This window comes from Streptomyces sp. NPDC051940 (assembly GCF_040680895.1).
In the GTDB taxonomy this organism is placed as follows: Bacteria; Actinomycetota; Actinomycetes; order Streptomycetales; family Streptomycetaceae; genus Streptomyces.
In genome coordinates this window covers 1-14,797 of record NZ_JBFAXR010000173.1, presented here as the reverse complement: position 1 = coordinate 14,797, position 14,797 = coordinate 1, and the positions used below count along the sequence as shown (strand labels likewise).

The 14,797-nt window shown below is 73.1% G+C and carries 12 protein-coding genes; 5 read left to right on the top strand and 7 right to left on the bottom strand.

Going from position 1 to position 14,797, the window contains the following annotated elements; all coding sequences use genetic code 11:
* Positions 1 to 127: 127 nt before the first annotated feature.
* Complete coding sequence (locus tag AB0M28_RS36870) at positions 128 to 565, bottom strand: DUF3052 domain-containing protein (protein WP_365414579.1); 438 nt, start codon at positions 563 to 565, stop codon at positions 128 to 130.
* 504 nt (positions 566 to 1,069) lie between these two features.
* Between AB0M28_RS36870 and aceE the strand changes: the two genes are divergently transcribed.
* The 4 genes from aceE (at position 1,070) to AB0M28_RS36850 (ending at position 7,028) form a co-directional block, all read left to right on the top strand.
* Positions 1,070 to 3,817: a pyruvate dehydrogenase (acetyl-transferring), homodimeric type gene (gene aceE / locus AB0M28_RS36865; RefSeq protein WP_365414577.1), complete on the top strand. Its 2,748-nt coding sequence runs from the start codon at positions 1,070 to 1,072 to the stop codon at positions 3,815 to 3,817.
* A 114-nt stretch (positions 3,818 to 3,931) separates the two neighbouring features.
* On the top strand, positions 3,932 to 4,759 hold the full coding sequence (locus AB0M28_RS36860) for a potassium channel family protein (RefSeq protein ID WP_365414581.1): 828 nt from the start codon (positions 3,932 to 3,934) through the stop codon (positions 4,757 to 4,759).
* A gap of 244 nt (positions 4,760 to 5,003) precedes the next feature.
* Positions 5,004 to 6,125, top strand: coding sequence for an alpha/beta hydrolase (locus AB0M28_RS36855; RefSeq protein ID WP_365414575.1), 1,122 nt, complete (start codon positions 5,004 to 5,006; stop codon positions 6,123 to 6,125).
* A gap of 48 nt (positions 6,126 to 6,173) precedes the next feature.
* Positions 6,174 to 7,028, top strand: coding sequence for a DUF4429 domain-containing protein (locus tag AB0M28_RS36850; RefSeq protein ID WP_365414573.1), 855 nt, complete (start codon positions 6,174 to 6,176; stop codon positions 7,026 to 7,028).
* Positions 7,029 to 8,068: 1,040 nt separating this feature from the next.
* Here AB0M28_RS36850 and AB0M28_RS36845 read toward each other — a convergent pair.
* The 3 genes from AB0M28_RS36845 to AB0M28_RS36835 form a co-directional block, all read right to left on the bottom strand.
* Complete coding sequence (locus AB0M28_RS36845; protein ID WP_365414572.1) at positions 8,069 to 8,797, bottom strand: VOC family protein; 729 nt, start codon at positions 8,795 to 8,797, stop codon at positions 8,069 to 8,071.
* An 18-nt stretch (positions 8,798 to 8,815) separates the two neighbouring features.
* A complete protein-coding gene (locus AB0M28_RS36840) occupies positions 8,816 to 9,343 on the bottom strand; it encodes a hypothetical protein (protein ID WP_365414570.1) in 528 nt (175 codons plus the stop codon).
* Positions 9,344 to 9,477: 134 nt separating this feature from the next.
* Entirely contained in the window at positions 9,478 to 10,077 is a 600-nt protein-coding gene (locus tag AB0M28_RS36835) for a VTT domain-containing protein (protein ID WP_365414568.1), read from the bottom strand.
* A gap of 287 nt (positions 10,078 to 10,364) precedes the next feature.
* Between AB0M28_RS36835 and AB0M28_RS36830 the strand changes: the two genes are divergently transcribed.
* Positions 10,365 to 10,970 carry a superoxide dismutase family protein gene (locus AB0M28_RS36830; RefSeq protein WP_365414566.1) on the top strand — a complete coding sequence of 202 codons (606 nt, stop codon included), beginning with the start codon at positions 10,365 to 10,367 and terminating at the stop codon, positions 10,968 to 10,970.
* 65 nt (positions 10,971 to 11,035) lie between these two features.
* Here AB0M28_RS36830 and AB0M28_RS36825 read toward each other — a convergent pair whose 3' ends face one another.
* The 3 genes from AB0M28_RS36825 to AB0M28_RS36815 form a co-directional block, all read right to left on the bottom strand.
* Positions 11,036 to 12,691: an alkaline phosphatase D family protein gene (locus AB0M28_RS36825; protein WP_365414564.1), complete on the bottom strand. Its 1,656-nt coding sequence runs from the start codon at positions 12,689 to 12,691 to the stop codon at positions 11,036 to 11,038.
* 192 nt (positions 12,692 to 12,883) lie between these two features.
* A complete protein-coding gene (locus AB0M28_RS36820) occupies positions 12,884 to 13,549 on the bottom strand; it encodes an HNH endonuclease family protein (RefSeq protein WP_365414562.1) in 666 nt (221 codons plus the stop codon).
* 266 nt (positions 13,550 to 13,815) lie between these two features.
* Positions 13,816 to 14,472 (bottom strand): HAD-IA family hydrolase, encoded by a 657-nt coding sequence (locus AB0M28_RS36815; protein WP_365414560.1) that lies wholly within the window; start codon positions 14,470 to 14,472, stop codon positions 13,816 to 13,818.
* Between the last annotated feature and the right edge of the window lie 325 nt (positions 14,473 to 14,797).

The window sequence follows — 14,797 nt, the reverse complement described above, 5'->3', positions numbered from 1 at the left end:
CGTGGACCGCACCAGACCCTTCAGAAGCACGATTGTCAGGCTCATTGCAACCCTGGCCGCCCCTCTCCTCGCCGCCGCGATGCTGTCGGCCGCCGCCCCGTGAGCGCGGGGCCCCGGAGCGGAGCGGCTAGCGCTTGCCGCCCGACTTCGCCGCCTTCGGCGTCAGGAGGCGGCTGCCGCTCCAGTCCTTGCCCGCGTTGATGCTCTTGGTCTGCGACAGGCCCGCCGTCGTCGCCGCGTCGTTGATGTCGCTGGGCTCGACGTACCCGTCCCGGCCGGTCTTCGGCGTCAGCAGCAGGACCGCGCCACCCTCGTCGATGTACGTGGTGGCGTCCACCAGCGCATCCGTCAGGTCGCCGTCGTCGTCGCGGAACCAGAGCACCACGGCATCGGCCACGTCGTCGTAGTCCTCGTCGACCAGTTCCGACCCGATGGTCTCCTCGATCAGATCGCGGAGCTCATGGTCGGTGTCCTCGTCGTAGCCGATCTCCTGGACCACCATTCCGGTCTGGAAACCCAGCCGTACGGCCAGGTTCGTCTCCGCGTGGTCCGCGGTCGCGCTCACGGATTGCCTCCTGCTTCAGTTTCGTTTCTCAAGTGTTCTTCGGTGTTCATCGCCAGTCCTCGGGGCGGTCGCCCGCCCCTCAAGACTGCCCTGCGCCCCGCGTACGCGCGAGGCGATGGGCGTAGTCCACACGGGCGGGGCGGATCGCGCAAGTACCCCGAGGCGGATCCCGCCCAAACGAAGTGTGGTCTGGCATGTCCGAGTATGGGCGGCGCGCCCTCCTGAACACGAACCGGGGTGTCGTCAAGGCCGCGACCCCCCGCTCTGCCGAACGGATGTCCGCCCTGCCCCGCAGGGCCTGGCGGTAGGGTGCGAATCGGACGACCCACCCGCTGCCGCCGCGGGTCCGGCGCCCGCGCCAGCGTACCCCCGGGTAGATAGTCCGGGGCCCCCTGTTACCCAACGGTAGAGATGACGTTTCGGCCGCAGCGGTACACGATGGAAGGCGCGCGACAACCGAACAGACGGCAGGCAGTGCCCCGATACGAACAGCGAAGGAACAGCGTGGCTTCCGCATCCGATCGCAACCCGATCATCATTGGCGGCCTTCCCAGCCAGGTGCCCGACTTCGACCCCGAAGAGACGCAGGAGTGGCTCGACTCCCTCGACGCGGCGGTGGACGAGCGCGGCCGGGAGCGCGCGCGCTACCTCATGCTGCGCCTCATCGAACGGGCCCGCGAGAAGCGCGTGGCCGTGCCGGAGATGCGCAGCACGGACTACGTCAACACCATCGCCACCAAGGACGAGCCGTTCTTCCCCGGCAACGAGGAGATCGAGCGCAAGATCCTGAACGCCACCCGGTGGAACGCGGCCGTGATGGTCTCCCGCGCCCAGCGTCCGGGCATCGGCGTCGGCGGGCACATCGCCACGTTCGCCTCCTCCGCCTCCCTCTACGACGTGGGCTACAACCACTTCTTCCGGGGCAAGGACGAGGGCGACGGCGGCGACCAGGTCTTCATCCAGGGGCACGCCTCCCCGGGCATCTACGCCCGCGCCTTCCTGCTGGACCGGCTGAGCGAGAAGAACCTCGACGGCTTCCGCCAGGAGAAGTCGAAGGCCCCCTACGGGCTGTCCAGTTACCCGCACCCGCGCTCCATGCCGGACTTCTGGGAGTTCCCGACCGTCTCCATGGGCCTGGGCCCGATGGGCGCGATCTACCAGGCCCGGATGAACCGCTACATCCAGGCCCGCGGTATCGCCGACACCTCGCGCTCGCAGGTGTGGGCGTTCCTCGGCGACGGCGAGATGGACGAGCCGGAGTCGCTGGGCCAGCTGTCCATCGCCGCCCGCGAGGGCCTGGACAACCTGACCTTCGTGGTCAACTGCAACCTGCAGCGCCTCGACGGCCCCGTGCGCGGCAACGGCAAGATCATCCAGGAGCTGGAGTCGCAGTTCCGCGGCGCCGGCTGGAACGTGATCAAGCTCATCTGGGACCGCACCTGGGACCCGCTGCTCGCCCAGGACCGCGACGGCGTGCTGGTCAACAAGCTGAACACGACGCCGGACGGCCAGTTCCAGACGTACGCCACCGAGACCGGCGCGTACATCCGCGAGCACTTCTTCGGCGACGACCAGCGGCTGCGCTCGATGGTCGAGGGCATGACCGACGACCAGCTGCTGCACCTCGGCCGCGGCGGCCACGACCACCGCAAGGTGTACGCGGCGTTCAAGGCGGCGCAGGAGCACAAGGGCCAGCCGACCGTCATCCTCGCCCAGACCATCAAGGGCTGGACGCTGGGCCCAAACTTCGAGGGCCGCAACGCCACGCACCAGATGAAGAAGCTGACCGTCGAGGACCTGAAGCGGTTCCGCGACCGGCTGCACCTGCCGATCCCCGACAAGGACCTGGAGGGCGGCGTCCCGCCGTACTACCACCCGGGGCGGGACTCCGAGGAGATCCAGTACATGCACGACCGGCGCAAGTCGCTGGGCGGGTACGTACCCACGCGCGTCGTGCGCTCCAAGCCGCTGAACCTGCCCGACGACAAGGCCTACGCGGGTGTCCGGAAGGGCTCCGGCACCCAGGAGATCGCCACGACCATGGCGTTCGTCCGGCTGCTGAAGGACCTGATGCGGGACAAGGAGATCGGCCACCGCTTCGTGCCGATCGCGCCCGACGAGTACCGGACCTTCGGCATGGACTCGTTCTTCCCGAGCGCGAAGATCTACAACCCGCTCGGCCAGACGTACGAGTCCGTGGACCGCGAACTGCTGCTGTCGTACAAGGAGTCGCCGACCGGGCAGATGCTGCACGACGGCATCACCGAGGCCGGCTGCACCTCGTCGCTGATCGCGGCCGGCTCGACGTACGCCACGCACGGCGAACACCTGATCCCCGTGTACGTCTTCTACTCGATGTTCGGTTTCCAGCGCACCGGTGACTCCTTCTGGGCGATGGCCGACCAGCTCTCCCGCGGCTTCGTCATCGGAGCGACTGCCGGCCGTACCACCCTTACGGGTGAGGGTCTGCAGCACGCCGACGGCCACTCGCAGCTGCTCGCCTCGACGAACCCGGGAGCCGTGGCGTACGACCCGGCCTACGGCTACGAGATCGCGCACATCGTCAAGGACGGCCTGCGGCGGATGTACGGCTCCTCGCCCGAGCACCCGCACGGCGAGGACGTCTTCTACTACCTGACCGTCTACAACGAGCCCATCGTCCACCCCGCCGAGCCCGCGGACGTCGACGTCGAGGGCATCGTCAAGGGCCTGCACCGCGTCTCCGCCGGCAGCGCGGGCACCGTGCCGGCGCAGATCCTCGCCTCCGGCGTGGCCGTGCCCTGGGCGGTCAACGCGCAGCGGATGCTCGCCGAGGAGTGGGGCGTACGGGCGGACGTGTGGTCGGCCACCTCCTGGAACGAGCTGCGGCGCGAGGCCGTCGACGTCGAGCGGCACAACCTCCTGCACCCGGAGGAGGAGCAGCGCGTGCCGTACGTGACGCGCAAGCTCGCGGACGCGGAGGGGCCGAAGATCGCGGTCTCCGACTGGATGCGGTCCGTGCCCGACCAGATCTCCCGGTGGGTGCCCGGCACCTACCAGTCGCTCGGCGCGGACGGCTTCGGCTTCGCCGACACCCGCGGGGCGGCGCGGCGGTTCTTCCACATCGACGCCGAGTCGATCGTCGTGGCCGTGCTCACCGAGCTCGCCCGGGACGGGAAGATCGACCGGGCCGTGCTGAAGACGGCCATCGACCGGTACCAGCTGCTGGACGTCGCGGCGGCGGACCCCGGTCCGGCGGGCGGCGACGCGTGACGCCACGCTGAGCTGTACGTCTTCGACGGTGAGGGGCTCGGGGCTCGTGCCCCGGGCCCCTTAGCATCGGGGACGTACCGGCAGGAGGGGGAGGCAGGCATGACGTCCGATGCCATGAGGCCGCTCACACGTGAGCAACGCTGGGAGCGCGCCGCCTACCGTCCGATGCTCGTGCTGGCACTGCTGTTCGCCGTGGCGTACGCCGTGCCGATCCTGGCCAAGGGCGCGTCGCCGGTGCTGCGGCACACGTGTCTGGGGATCGAGTGGGCCGTGTGGGGCGCGTTCGCCTTCGACTACGTGGTGCGGCTGGGGCTGACGGACAACCGGCGGAAGTTCCTGCGTACGCACTGGCTGGACCTGCTGATCGTCCTGCTCCCGCTGATCCAGCCCTTCCGCCTGCTGCGGCTGGTGTCCGCCGTCCTGCTCACCGGCCGGCGGGTGCGGGCCGTGGCCCAGGTGCGGATCACCACCTACGTCGGGGGCTCCCTGCTGGGCCTGCTCGGCGTCGGCTCCCTCGCCGTGCTGGAGGCGGAGAAGGGGCACGCGGGGTCCAACATCCACAGCTACGGTGACGCCGCCTGGTGGGCGTTCGCGACGATGACCACCGTCGGTTACGGCGACCACTCCCCGACGACGGCGCTCGGCCGGTGGATCGCCGTAGCGCTGATGATCTCCGGGATCGCCCTCATCGGTCTGGTCACCGCCAACATCGCCGCCTGGTTCATCGCCCGCTTCGAGGCGGAGAACCAGCGCGAGGTGGTGCAGGAGGTGCTGATCCGGGATCTCGCGGACCAGGTCGCCGCCCTCAACGCGACGGTCGCCGATCTCGCGGCACGGCTCGGTGAGGGGCGCCCCGCCGCCCCGGCGCCGGAAGAGCACGCGGAGGTGCCGGGGGCGCGGCCGGTCACGCTGGATCCGCAGTCGATCCGTAAGACGCGGTAGCGCTGAGGGGGCGCGGGCCTGCGCGCTCTGAGCGGGCCCGCGCGGGCGCGTGCGGTGCGTGTCCGGGTCCGTGCAGCGCCGTAGCGGTCCGCGGGCGCAAGGTTCGGCAGCAGTGTCCTTTGTCTCAGGCAAGGCCGGTCCGGGACGGCCCCCGAGTCTTCTAGGGTGACTGGGCAGCAGCCCGTCCCCCACCCCCACCGGCTCCGTGATCCTTCACTTCCGTTCTCCGGCCCCCGGGCCCACCGTGCGCCGCGCCGTCCTCGTTCTGGCCGTGGTCTTCGGCATCTTCGCGACCGTCGGCTGGACGGCCGTCCGCAGCGATCCGCAGGAACTCGGCCCGCGTGAGGCCGCCCTCGCGGCCTGGCAGCGCGCCGGGCTGCCCCCGGTGTCCGCGGCACCGGAGTCGATAGGCCGCTGGTTCGCCGCGCTGCCGCCCGCCCGCGCGGAGCGGATCACCGCCCGCTTCCCCCTCGTCGTCGGGAACCTCGACGGCGCCCCGCTCGACCTGCGCTACCGCGCCAACCGGCGGGCGATCGGCCAGGAGCTCGTCCGGGAGCGGGCGCAGCTGCGCCGCGGCGGGATGACCGACCGCGGACGCACGCAGACCGAGAAGCGGCTGGCCGTGCTGACCGCGCTGCGGCAGCCGGACCGGCAGGTGCTGGCCTTCGACCCGACCGGCCGGGGCCAGGTCGCGGAGGTCCGCGGCGACCTCGCCCGCGCCGAGCGTGTGGCGGTCGTGGTGCCGGGCGTCGACACCAAGCTCAGCAACTTCGAGCGCTTTGCCGACGACGACAAGCCCGGCTACGTCGCCCCCGCCGGCATGGCGGCCTCCCTGTACGACGAGGTACGGGCCGACTCCCCGGGGCAGCGTGTGGCCGTCATCGCCTGGGCCGACTACGAGGCGCCCGCCGGCCTCGGCGTCGACGCCGCCACCGGGCTGCCCGCGGAGGCCGGCGCCGTCCGCCTCACCCGGCTCGTGTCCGCGCTCCCCAGCCATCCCGGTACGGCCCTGATCTGCCATTCGTACGGCTCGGTGGTCTGCGGACTGGCCGCGCCCGCCCTGCCCGGCAACGTCACCGACATCGCCGTGGCCGGCAGCCCCGGAATGCGCGCCTCCGACGCGGACGCACTGCACACCCGGGCCCGGATCTGGGCCACCCGGGCCTCCGGCGACTGGATCGCGGACGTGCCGCACTTCGAGCTCGCGGGTCTGGGACACGGGGCGGACCCCGTCGACGACGACTTCGGCGCCCGGGTCTTCCCCGCCGGGGGAGCGCACGGCCACACGGAATATTTCCGGCCGGGGACGGGCAGTCTGCGCACCTTTGCGGCGATCGCCACCGGATCCGCCCTTCAACGCGCGTAGCACGCAATTGAGGAGGGAGGGGGGACGTAACGGGTCCGCGCCTTTACGATGAGCCGCATGGGTGATGTGCTGTCCGGGCTCCACGCATCCTGGGAGTTCGATGCGGACTCCGTGCTCATCCGCTACGAACGGGGCATACGAACACCGAGACTGCTGCAGGCGCTGGGGGAGCGGCGGATCCCGCTCGAGGCGCTGAGCGGTGTCGGGATGTCCCGGGGGAAGCGGGGGACGGTGGTGCTGCGGCTTGTGCCGCGGCCGGGAGCTGATCCGTTGTACGACGTGGCCGCGGGCCAGCTCAAGGAGAGCTGCGATCCGTGGCGGCTCGTGCTGCCCGAGAGCCGCGCGACGCTCGCCGAGTACTACGCGGACGAGGTACGGCCCCTGCTCGGCGGGGCGGACGACAGCGAGCCCCTCGTCACGGCGCCGGACGCGCCGCTGCACTTCAAGGCGTACGACGCGAAGGCGTCCTTCGACGGCAAGAGCGTGTCCTTCCGGTGGTTCTGGACGGGGGCGTCGTCCGCGAAGTGGAAGGCCGGGGACCAGACCTTCGCGGTGACGGAGCTGGAGGGCGTCGAATGGCGTTCGCCGGAGGGGCTCGCGGGTCATCTGCGGCTCGGGCTCGCGGGTGCGCGGCACGTGGCCGGTCCTGCGGACCAGGATCCGGCGTCGGTGGTCTTCGGGCTCGGGTACGGGTCGGTGCACGAGTCGCTGCCCTTCGCGGCGTCGGTGCTGGCCGCCGTGCGGGCGGCTGGGCCGGCTCGGCAGCCGGCCGCCGCGTCGCCCCGGCGGGATCCGTCGGAGGTCGCGGATCGGATCCGGCACCTTGGTGCGTTGCACCGGGACGGGATTCTCACGGACGCGGAGTTCTCCGCGAAGAAGGCCGAGCTGCTGGCGGAGCTTTAGGGGTCGCCCCCTCCGCGGCGCCGCGCTTTGCGGTGGGGTGGTGGGTCCCGTTCCGCCCGTGCGTCGCGCTGTGTGACGCCGGTGTCCGGCGCCGCCCGCGCCTTCGGCGCGGGATTGCCCCCACCCGCACGCCACCCGTTGCTGTGTGCCGGGGTCACCCCCGGCGCCTGGGGTGGGCGTGTGCGGGGCGTCGCGCCCGCGGGCGGCATTCTGGGGCTCGGCACTCCACGTGCGCTGCCGCCCTGGCCCCCGCCTTCTCTGGGCACCGCCCCAGCGGGCCTTCCGCGGCCCTGCGGCCCCTGGCCTCGCGGCCTTGCGGCTTCGCCGCCCCTGGCCTTGCGGCCCCCAGCCTTGCGGCCTTGCGGCCTTGCGGCCTTGCGGCCTTCGGCTCCGTGGCTTCCCGGCCCCCGGCCCCCGGCCCCCGGCTCCGCGGCCTCGCGGCCTTCGGCCTCGTGGCTTCCCGGTCCCCAGCCCCGCGGCCTTGTGGCCTTGCGGCCCTCGGTCTCGTGGCTTCGCGGCCCCCGGCCTTGCGGCCTTCGGCTCCGTGGCTTCCCGGCCCCCGGTGCCCAGCCCCGCGGCCTCGCGGCCTTCGGCCTCGTGGCTTCCCGGCCCCCGGTCCCCAGCCCCGCGGCCCCGCGGCCCCGCGGCCCCGCGGCCTCGTGGCCTTGCGGCCCGCGGCCCCCGGCCTCGACGTCCTGGCCCTCGCGGCTGGTCGGCTTTCAGGTGCTGGCCTCGAAGATCCTTCGAGGCCTTGCTGCCTCCGGGGGCATCCGGCCCTGGGTCTCCGGGTCCTGGCCGACACCGGCCTCGGGGGTCCCGGTCTAGTCGGCCTGGCCGTTCGGGTCCTCGGGCCTCCCGGACCCCTCGATCCCTGGTCTTCCGGGGTTCCTGGGCCTCTGGGCGCCTGGCTCCGGCCGACTCGGGCCTTCCGGGCCCGACATGGCCGCCCTGGGGCCCGGGCCGCCCGGGCCCTCGGCCCTCCGGCCTCCCGGGCTTCTGGGTCTCCGGGCGTGGCGGGCCGGTCACCGCGGGGGCTTCGGTTAGCGCGCGCCCGTGTTGGGGTCTCGGGCTGTCAGGCAGTACTCGGTGTTGGACGGGTCTCGCATGACCAGCCAGTGCGTGCCGACGGATGACCGGGTCGCGCCGAGCTTCTCGTGGGCCGTCGCGATCGCCTCCGTGTCGGTGCCGCAGGCCAGGTCGATGTGGGCTCCGGGGGTGTCGGTGGGGGACGTCAGGCGTTGGAGGAGGATGCGGAGGGGGAGGCCCGGGGGCTGGCGGAGCCAGCGGAACTCCGGGAGGGCGCCCGGGCCCGTCTCCCAGCCCGTCAGCGCGGGCCAGAAGGCCGCCTCCGCGTCGAAGAGCCGCTCGGGGATGTCGAGGCAGACCTGGTCGAGCATGCCCAGGCCGGGGACCGGCGCGGGGCGGCGCGCCTCGCCGTGCCACGGCACCGCGCAGAACGCGAGACCGGCGGGCGACGCCAGCACCGTCCAGCCGTCGTGGACGGCGACCCGTCGCGCCCCGACGGCGACCGCGTGCGCCGCGAACGCCTCCGGGTCCTCGACCGCGAAGTCCAGATGCGCGCCGCCCCCCTCCCGTACCGCCTGGAACTTGACGTACGCATCGCCGGAAGGCGGCAGCAGCGTCGCGAACTCCCCGTCGTCGCCGCGCGGCGCGGAAAGCCGCGTGTCCGTCACCGCCGTCCAGAAGGCGCGGGCGGCGTCCGCGTGCGCGGCGGGGCGGTCGATGAAGGCGTAGGTCCAGCGGATCACGAGCAGCTCCTCAAGGGGTCAGTTGTCGAACCACACGGTCACCCGGACATGGCGCGCCCCGTACCGGCCCGCCAGCAGGTCCATGAACCGCGCCACCGGCTGCCACCAGGCGTCAGAGGACCGCAACACCTCCCGCCGGGTGGGACGGGGCCCGGGCCCGGGCGGGCAGCGGGCGTACTCGGGGCGGTAGCCGGGGCGGCCCACCCGGCCGTGCTCGGCGTGCCGCCAGACCGCGGGGTCCACGGCCCGCTCGTCCCAGTCGATACGCAGCCACTCGGCGTACCGCAGCCAGGTCGCCCCGAACAGCCCCGCCCCTAGCACCCGCTGGGCGTCGGCGTACGCGCCCCGGACGATGTCGCAGGCGTCGGGCGGGAAGCCGCGGTCGGCGGCCACGGGACGGAAGTTGGCGGCGTTGCGGACGCCGAAGAGGCAGGCGAAGAGGCCGTAGTCGCGGCCGTGCAGGAGCGGCGCCAGGGCCGCGGCGGCCTCCCACGGGGCCTCGCGTCCCTGCCGGTACTCGATCCAGCCGTGGATGTCGGTGCCCATGCCGCCCCCCAGCCCCCCGTGTCAGCTCGGGGCACGATCTTGGCACGGGCGGGCACGCCGGCGCCCGCGGATATCGCCGGGGTGAGGTGGATAGCGCGGGGTGAGGTGGATATCGCTGAGGCGAGGCGGCGGCCTCACGCCGTGCGCGGGCGCCTCACGACGTACGCCGCTCCCAGCCCCGCCAGGAACAGCGCCAGCACCGAGACGCCCGTGGCCACCCAGCCCGCGCCCAGCCACTGGCTGCCGAGATACCCGAGCCCCACGCCGTACGCGGCCCAGACGAACCCCGCCAGCGCCGACCACGGCAGGAACTCGCGCGCGGTGCGGTGCGCCACCCCGGCGCTGAGGCTGACCACCGACCGCCCGGCGGGCGCGAAGCGCGCCAGCACGACCAGCGCGCCGCCGCCGCGGCTGACCGCCGAGCCCAGCCGCTCCTGCGCGGCCGTCAGCCGGCGCGAGCGGGCCAGGGCGCGGTCGAGGCGCTCCCCGCCGCGGTAGGCGAGCCGGTACGCGACGAGGTCGCCGACGACCGAGGCGGTGGCGGCGCAGAGCACGAGGCCGAGCAGTTCGGGGAGATGGCCGCCCTTGTCGAGGACGGCGGCGCCCTCACGGACGGCGGAGGCGGCGGTGGAGGTGCCGGCGGCCGCGGTCGCGGCCATGATCACCAGGGCTCCGCTGGGGAGGACCGGGAGGAAGACGTCGAGGAGGACGGAGATCGCGATGATCGCGTACATCCATCCCGTATTGGACAGCGACGCCAAGAATTCCACGGTCATTACCCCCAGGTGCACCACCGTGGTAATGCCATGGGTACGGATGGTGGCTAGCTCTTCCGGTCCTATACAGCGTACGCCCAGCGTGTCCGGTGTCGCCTCGTGGGGCAACCGATATTGCGTGTATCACGTGTGATGTCGTCCCGCACACCCGTATCACCCGAATGCCGGGCGCGTACGCCGAGCTCCCGGCGGCGCGGCCCGGAACGGTGGAGGGCGGACGTACACCCTGTGAAGGAGCCATATCCATGCGTACGGCGACATCCCCGCGTACGGCGACACCCCCGCGTACGGCGGCCGCCCTCGCGGTCGCGGCGGCCACGGCCGCCACGCTGCTGGCCGCGCCCCCCGCGGCCGCGGACTCCGTCTCGATCATGGTCCGCACCGCGCGCTTCGCCCCGCCGACGGCCTTCGTCCCGTCGGACGCGGTGACGTACGACCTGGACCTGGTGCCCGCCGGGGCGCAGGTAGCGGTGGCCGAGGTCGCCACCGACCGCAAGACGGTCGTACGGATCGGCGTGGCCGGCCTGCGCCCCTCCCGCGCGTACGGGGTGCACGTCCACACCGCGCCGTGCGGCACCGGGCCGGGCGACTCCGGCCCGCACTACCAGAACGTCCCGGACCCGGTGCAACCCTCCGTGGACCCGGCGTACGCGAACGCCCGGAACGAGGTCTGGCTGGACTTCACCACCGACCCGCAGGGCCGCGGCACGGCGGAGACGGCGCACGCGTGGCGCTTCCGCGCCGGCGAGGCCCGCTCGATCGTCATCCACGCCGAGTCCACGGCCACGGAGCCGGGACACGCGGGGACGGCGGGCGACCGGGTGGCCTGCTACTCGGTGCCGCTGCGGTAGCCCTGGGGCTGCTGGGCGGGTGGGGGCTGGTCCGGGTCGGGTGGGGGCTGGTCCCGGGCGGGTCCTCAGGCCAGCTCCCGTTCGTCCGCCGTCACCAGCCGCACGCCCCGGGTGCCGCCCCGGGCCGCCTCGGCCTGGTCAAGGCGCAGCCGCGCGCGGTCGCGGCCGTGCAGGGTGAGCGTCATCAGCTGGTTGCCGAACCACGGCCCGCCCGTGCGGTTCCAGTCGACCGGCGGCCGCCCGACGCGGCCGTGGCGGGCCAGCAGCCGCCCCAGCGCGCGGCCGCCCCGGCTCCAGCCGAAGCGGAAGCCGGCCCGGATGGCCGCGGGGATGCTGTTGTGCATCGGCGAGCACGTGAGCTGCGCGACCCGGCTGCGGACCGGCTCGGCCCAGCGCGGTTCGCTGACATACGCGTGGTGGACGTCGCCGGAGAGCACGCTGACGGTGGCGGGGGCGTGCGGGCCGCGCCCGACCTCGGTGATCAGCTCCGTCAGGGCCGTGAAGGACGACGGGAACGCCGCCCAGTGCTCCAGGTCCCCGGCCTGGCGCATCCTCTCCCCGATCCGCGCCCAGCGCGGGCCCCTGCCGCCCAGGCACAGGGCGGCGTTCCACGCCTCCGCGTCGTGGATGGCGGGCGGCAGCAGCCACGGCAGGGAGCTGCCGACGAGGAGGTGGTCGTACGAATCGGGTGCGTCCAGCGCCTGCTCGCGCAGCCAGCCGAACTCCGCGTCGTTGATCATCGCCCGCCGCTCCTCGTCGAGCACACGCGCGCCGCGGGTGTCGGCCATCAGCAGCCGGACCCGGCCGAAGTCGCGGCGGTAGCTCCAGCGCACGGTGGCCGGTTCGGTGTCGGCGCGCAGCGCGAAGTCGCGGACCAGGTCCGTGGCGTCGTCGGCTGCCTGGACGGCCTTGTAGAGGCGGTCGGCGGCCAGTTCGGCGGGGGAGAGGTTGCCCAGGTGCTGGTGGACCCAGTACGACATCAGACCGCCCACGACCCGCTCCTGCCACCACGGCCGGCGGCGGATCTCCGACTGCCAGGCGGCGCTGGTGTTCCAGTCGTCGATCAGATCGTGGTCGTCGAAGATCATGCAGCTGGGGACGGTGGAGAGCAGCCAGCGGACCTCGGGGTCCAGCCAGGACTCGTAGTACAGGAGGGTGTACTCCTCGTAGTCGGCGATCTGCGCGCCGGGCCCATCCGGGTCGTCCAGGTCCCGCCGCGCGGCGAGCTGCTCGCGGATCGCGGCGGACGTCTCGTCCGCGTACACCTGGTCGCCGAGGAGCAGCAGTACGTCCGGCCGCTCGGCAGCCGGATCGGCGGCCAGCACCTGGGCGAGCGTGTCCAGGGCGTCGGGCCCCACGGGATCCTCGCCGCCGGCGGGCTTGGCCGCCCAGCGGCACGAGCCGAAGGCCACGCGCACGGGGCCCTCGGCGTGGGGGGTGCGGATGACGGACGGGGGCATCGGGCTGCCGGGCGGTGGCCAGACCTGCTCCCCGTCCAGGGTTATCTCGTACGGCGTGTCGGTGCCCGGGGTGAGGCCGGTCACGGGTATCAGCGCGTAGTGGTGCCCGGCGACCTGCCAGGTCCTGGCGCTGCCCGCGGCGCCCGTCGGGGTCCGCACGGCGGCCTCGCGGGGTTGGTCGGCCTCGATCCAGATCGTGGCGCTCGTCCCCGTGTCCGCGTCCACGTGGCGCAGCAGCGGTCCAAGGCGCAGCTCGGCCATCCGGCCCTCCCGTCGGTCGTGGCCCTGAGACTAGGGAACGAGGGGCGGCGAGTACCAGGTTCCGCGTCGGATTGGCCGGGTTCGGGGGGCGCGGCTGCCCCAGGAGCCTGTTGTGTCGCTCCTGGGGCGGCTCACGGTGGGTGGCTGACTCCGTGGGTGGCTGATTCCGGGGGTGGCTGATTCCGGGGGTGGCTAACAGGCGTTCAGGATCGACGACAGCGCCGACTTCTCCGAGGACTCCAGACTCAGGCCCCACGCGTACTTCACCCAGACCCACATCCGCGCGTACATGCAGCGGTACGAGGTGCGGGGCGGCAGCCACGCGTCGGGGTCCTTGTCGCCCTTGGCCGAGTTGACGTCGTCCGTCACGGCGATGAGCTGCGCGTGCGTCAGATCGTTGGCGAACGCCTGGCGCTTGGAGGTGGTCCAGCCGGCGGCGCCGGAGCGCCACGCCTCGGAGAGGGGCACGACGTGGTCGATGTCGACGTCGGACGCGGCGTACCAGGTGGCGCCGTCGTACGGGGAGTACCAGCTGCCGCTGGTCGGGTAGCAGGCGGAGTCCGTCACGACGTTCGTGCCGTCGCGCTTGAGGACGACCTCGCGGGTGTTGCAGGTGCCGGACTGGGTGATCCAGTGCGGGAAGAGGTCCCGGCTGTAGCCGGTCAGTGAACCCTCCGTCTTCACCGTCAGCGCGGCGAGGTACGAGCGGGCCGTGGCGGCGCTGGGCGGCGTGGGCGGGGCGGCCTGGGCGGGGGAGGGGGTCAGCAGGAGCAACAGGGGGGCGAGCGCCGCGAGCAGCGTCAGTCGACGCGCGTAGAGCTTGCGGCGCGCGGGTATGCGCAGGAGTGAGCGTGACATGCGAACTCCCTGTGAGGGGTGAGGGGTTGGGCCGGCCCTGGGTTCGGGCCGTGGGGCTGGGCCCTGGGTTCGGGCCCATGCTGGCGCCCGGAGATTGCGGGGGCGTGGGCGCTGGGTGACAGTGTGATGTCGTGGGCATGTCAGACGCAAGAGTGCGGGCGTGCACGGGCGTTGTGGGCGTGCGGGTTTTGCGGGCGTGCGGGTGTTGCGGCGCGCGAAACGGCGGTCCGCGTTCGCGGACCGCCGTTTGTTTCGTGCGGGGTGTGTCAGGCGGTGATCGTCAGCTCGATCGAGCCGTCGGGCAGCGTGGCCACCCGGACCTGCTGCAGGCTGGCGACGTGCGCCGTCGGTGCGTGGTCGGCCGCTCGCGGGCCGACGCCGACGACGCGCATGCCGGCGGCCTTGGCGGCCTGGATACCCGCCGGTGCGTCCTCGAACACGACGCACTCCTCGGGCGTGAAGCCCAGCTCCGCGGCGCCCTTGAGGAAGCCCTCCGGGTCCGGCTTGCTGGCGCTCACGGACTCGGCGGTGATCCAGACGGGCGGGATGGTGAGCCCCGCGGCGCCCATGCGGGCCGCGGACAGGGCGCGGTCGGCGGACGTCACCAGCGCGTGCGGCAGGCGGCCGCCGGCGAGGGCCGCCATGAAGGCCGGGGCGCCGGGGATCGGCACGATGCCCTCGGTGTCCTCGGTCTCCCAGACGAGCATGCGGGCGTTGTCGGCCATGTTCTGCTCGACGGGCCGGTCCGGGAAGAGCAGGGCGAGGGTGGAGTGGGCCTGCCGTCCGTGCACGTGCGGCAGGATCGCCTCGGCGTCCGCTCCGTTCTCGGCGGCCCAGCGTCGCCAGACGCGGTCGACGGCGGCGTCGGAGTTGAGCAGGGTGCCGTCCATGTCCAGGAGGGCGGCTCGGGCCGTCAGGCGCATGTGTACTCCGTGCGGGGGTGGGGTGCGGGTGCTGGTGCGGGGCTTCGTGGCCGGGGAGGCGTGGGGTTGCTGCGGTCGGCGGCCGGTGTCAGGGGCGGTCGCCGACCGCAGTTTGTTCTTCTACGGTACAAAACCGGAGGGCTGGTTGTCACCCCGGGGTGGCGTGGGGGGTGCGGTCCGGTGGCTGGGGCGCGGTTCGTGGCCGGTTGTCGGTGTGGTTCGAAGCGATTCTGCGGCCCCAAGGGGCCTTGCCGGGCGGAGCGCGGGGGGACGGCGCCATGGCCTGTCCCGCGGCGCCGGCATCACGATCCTGGTGATCATGGGC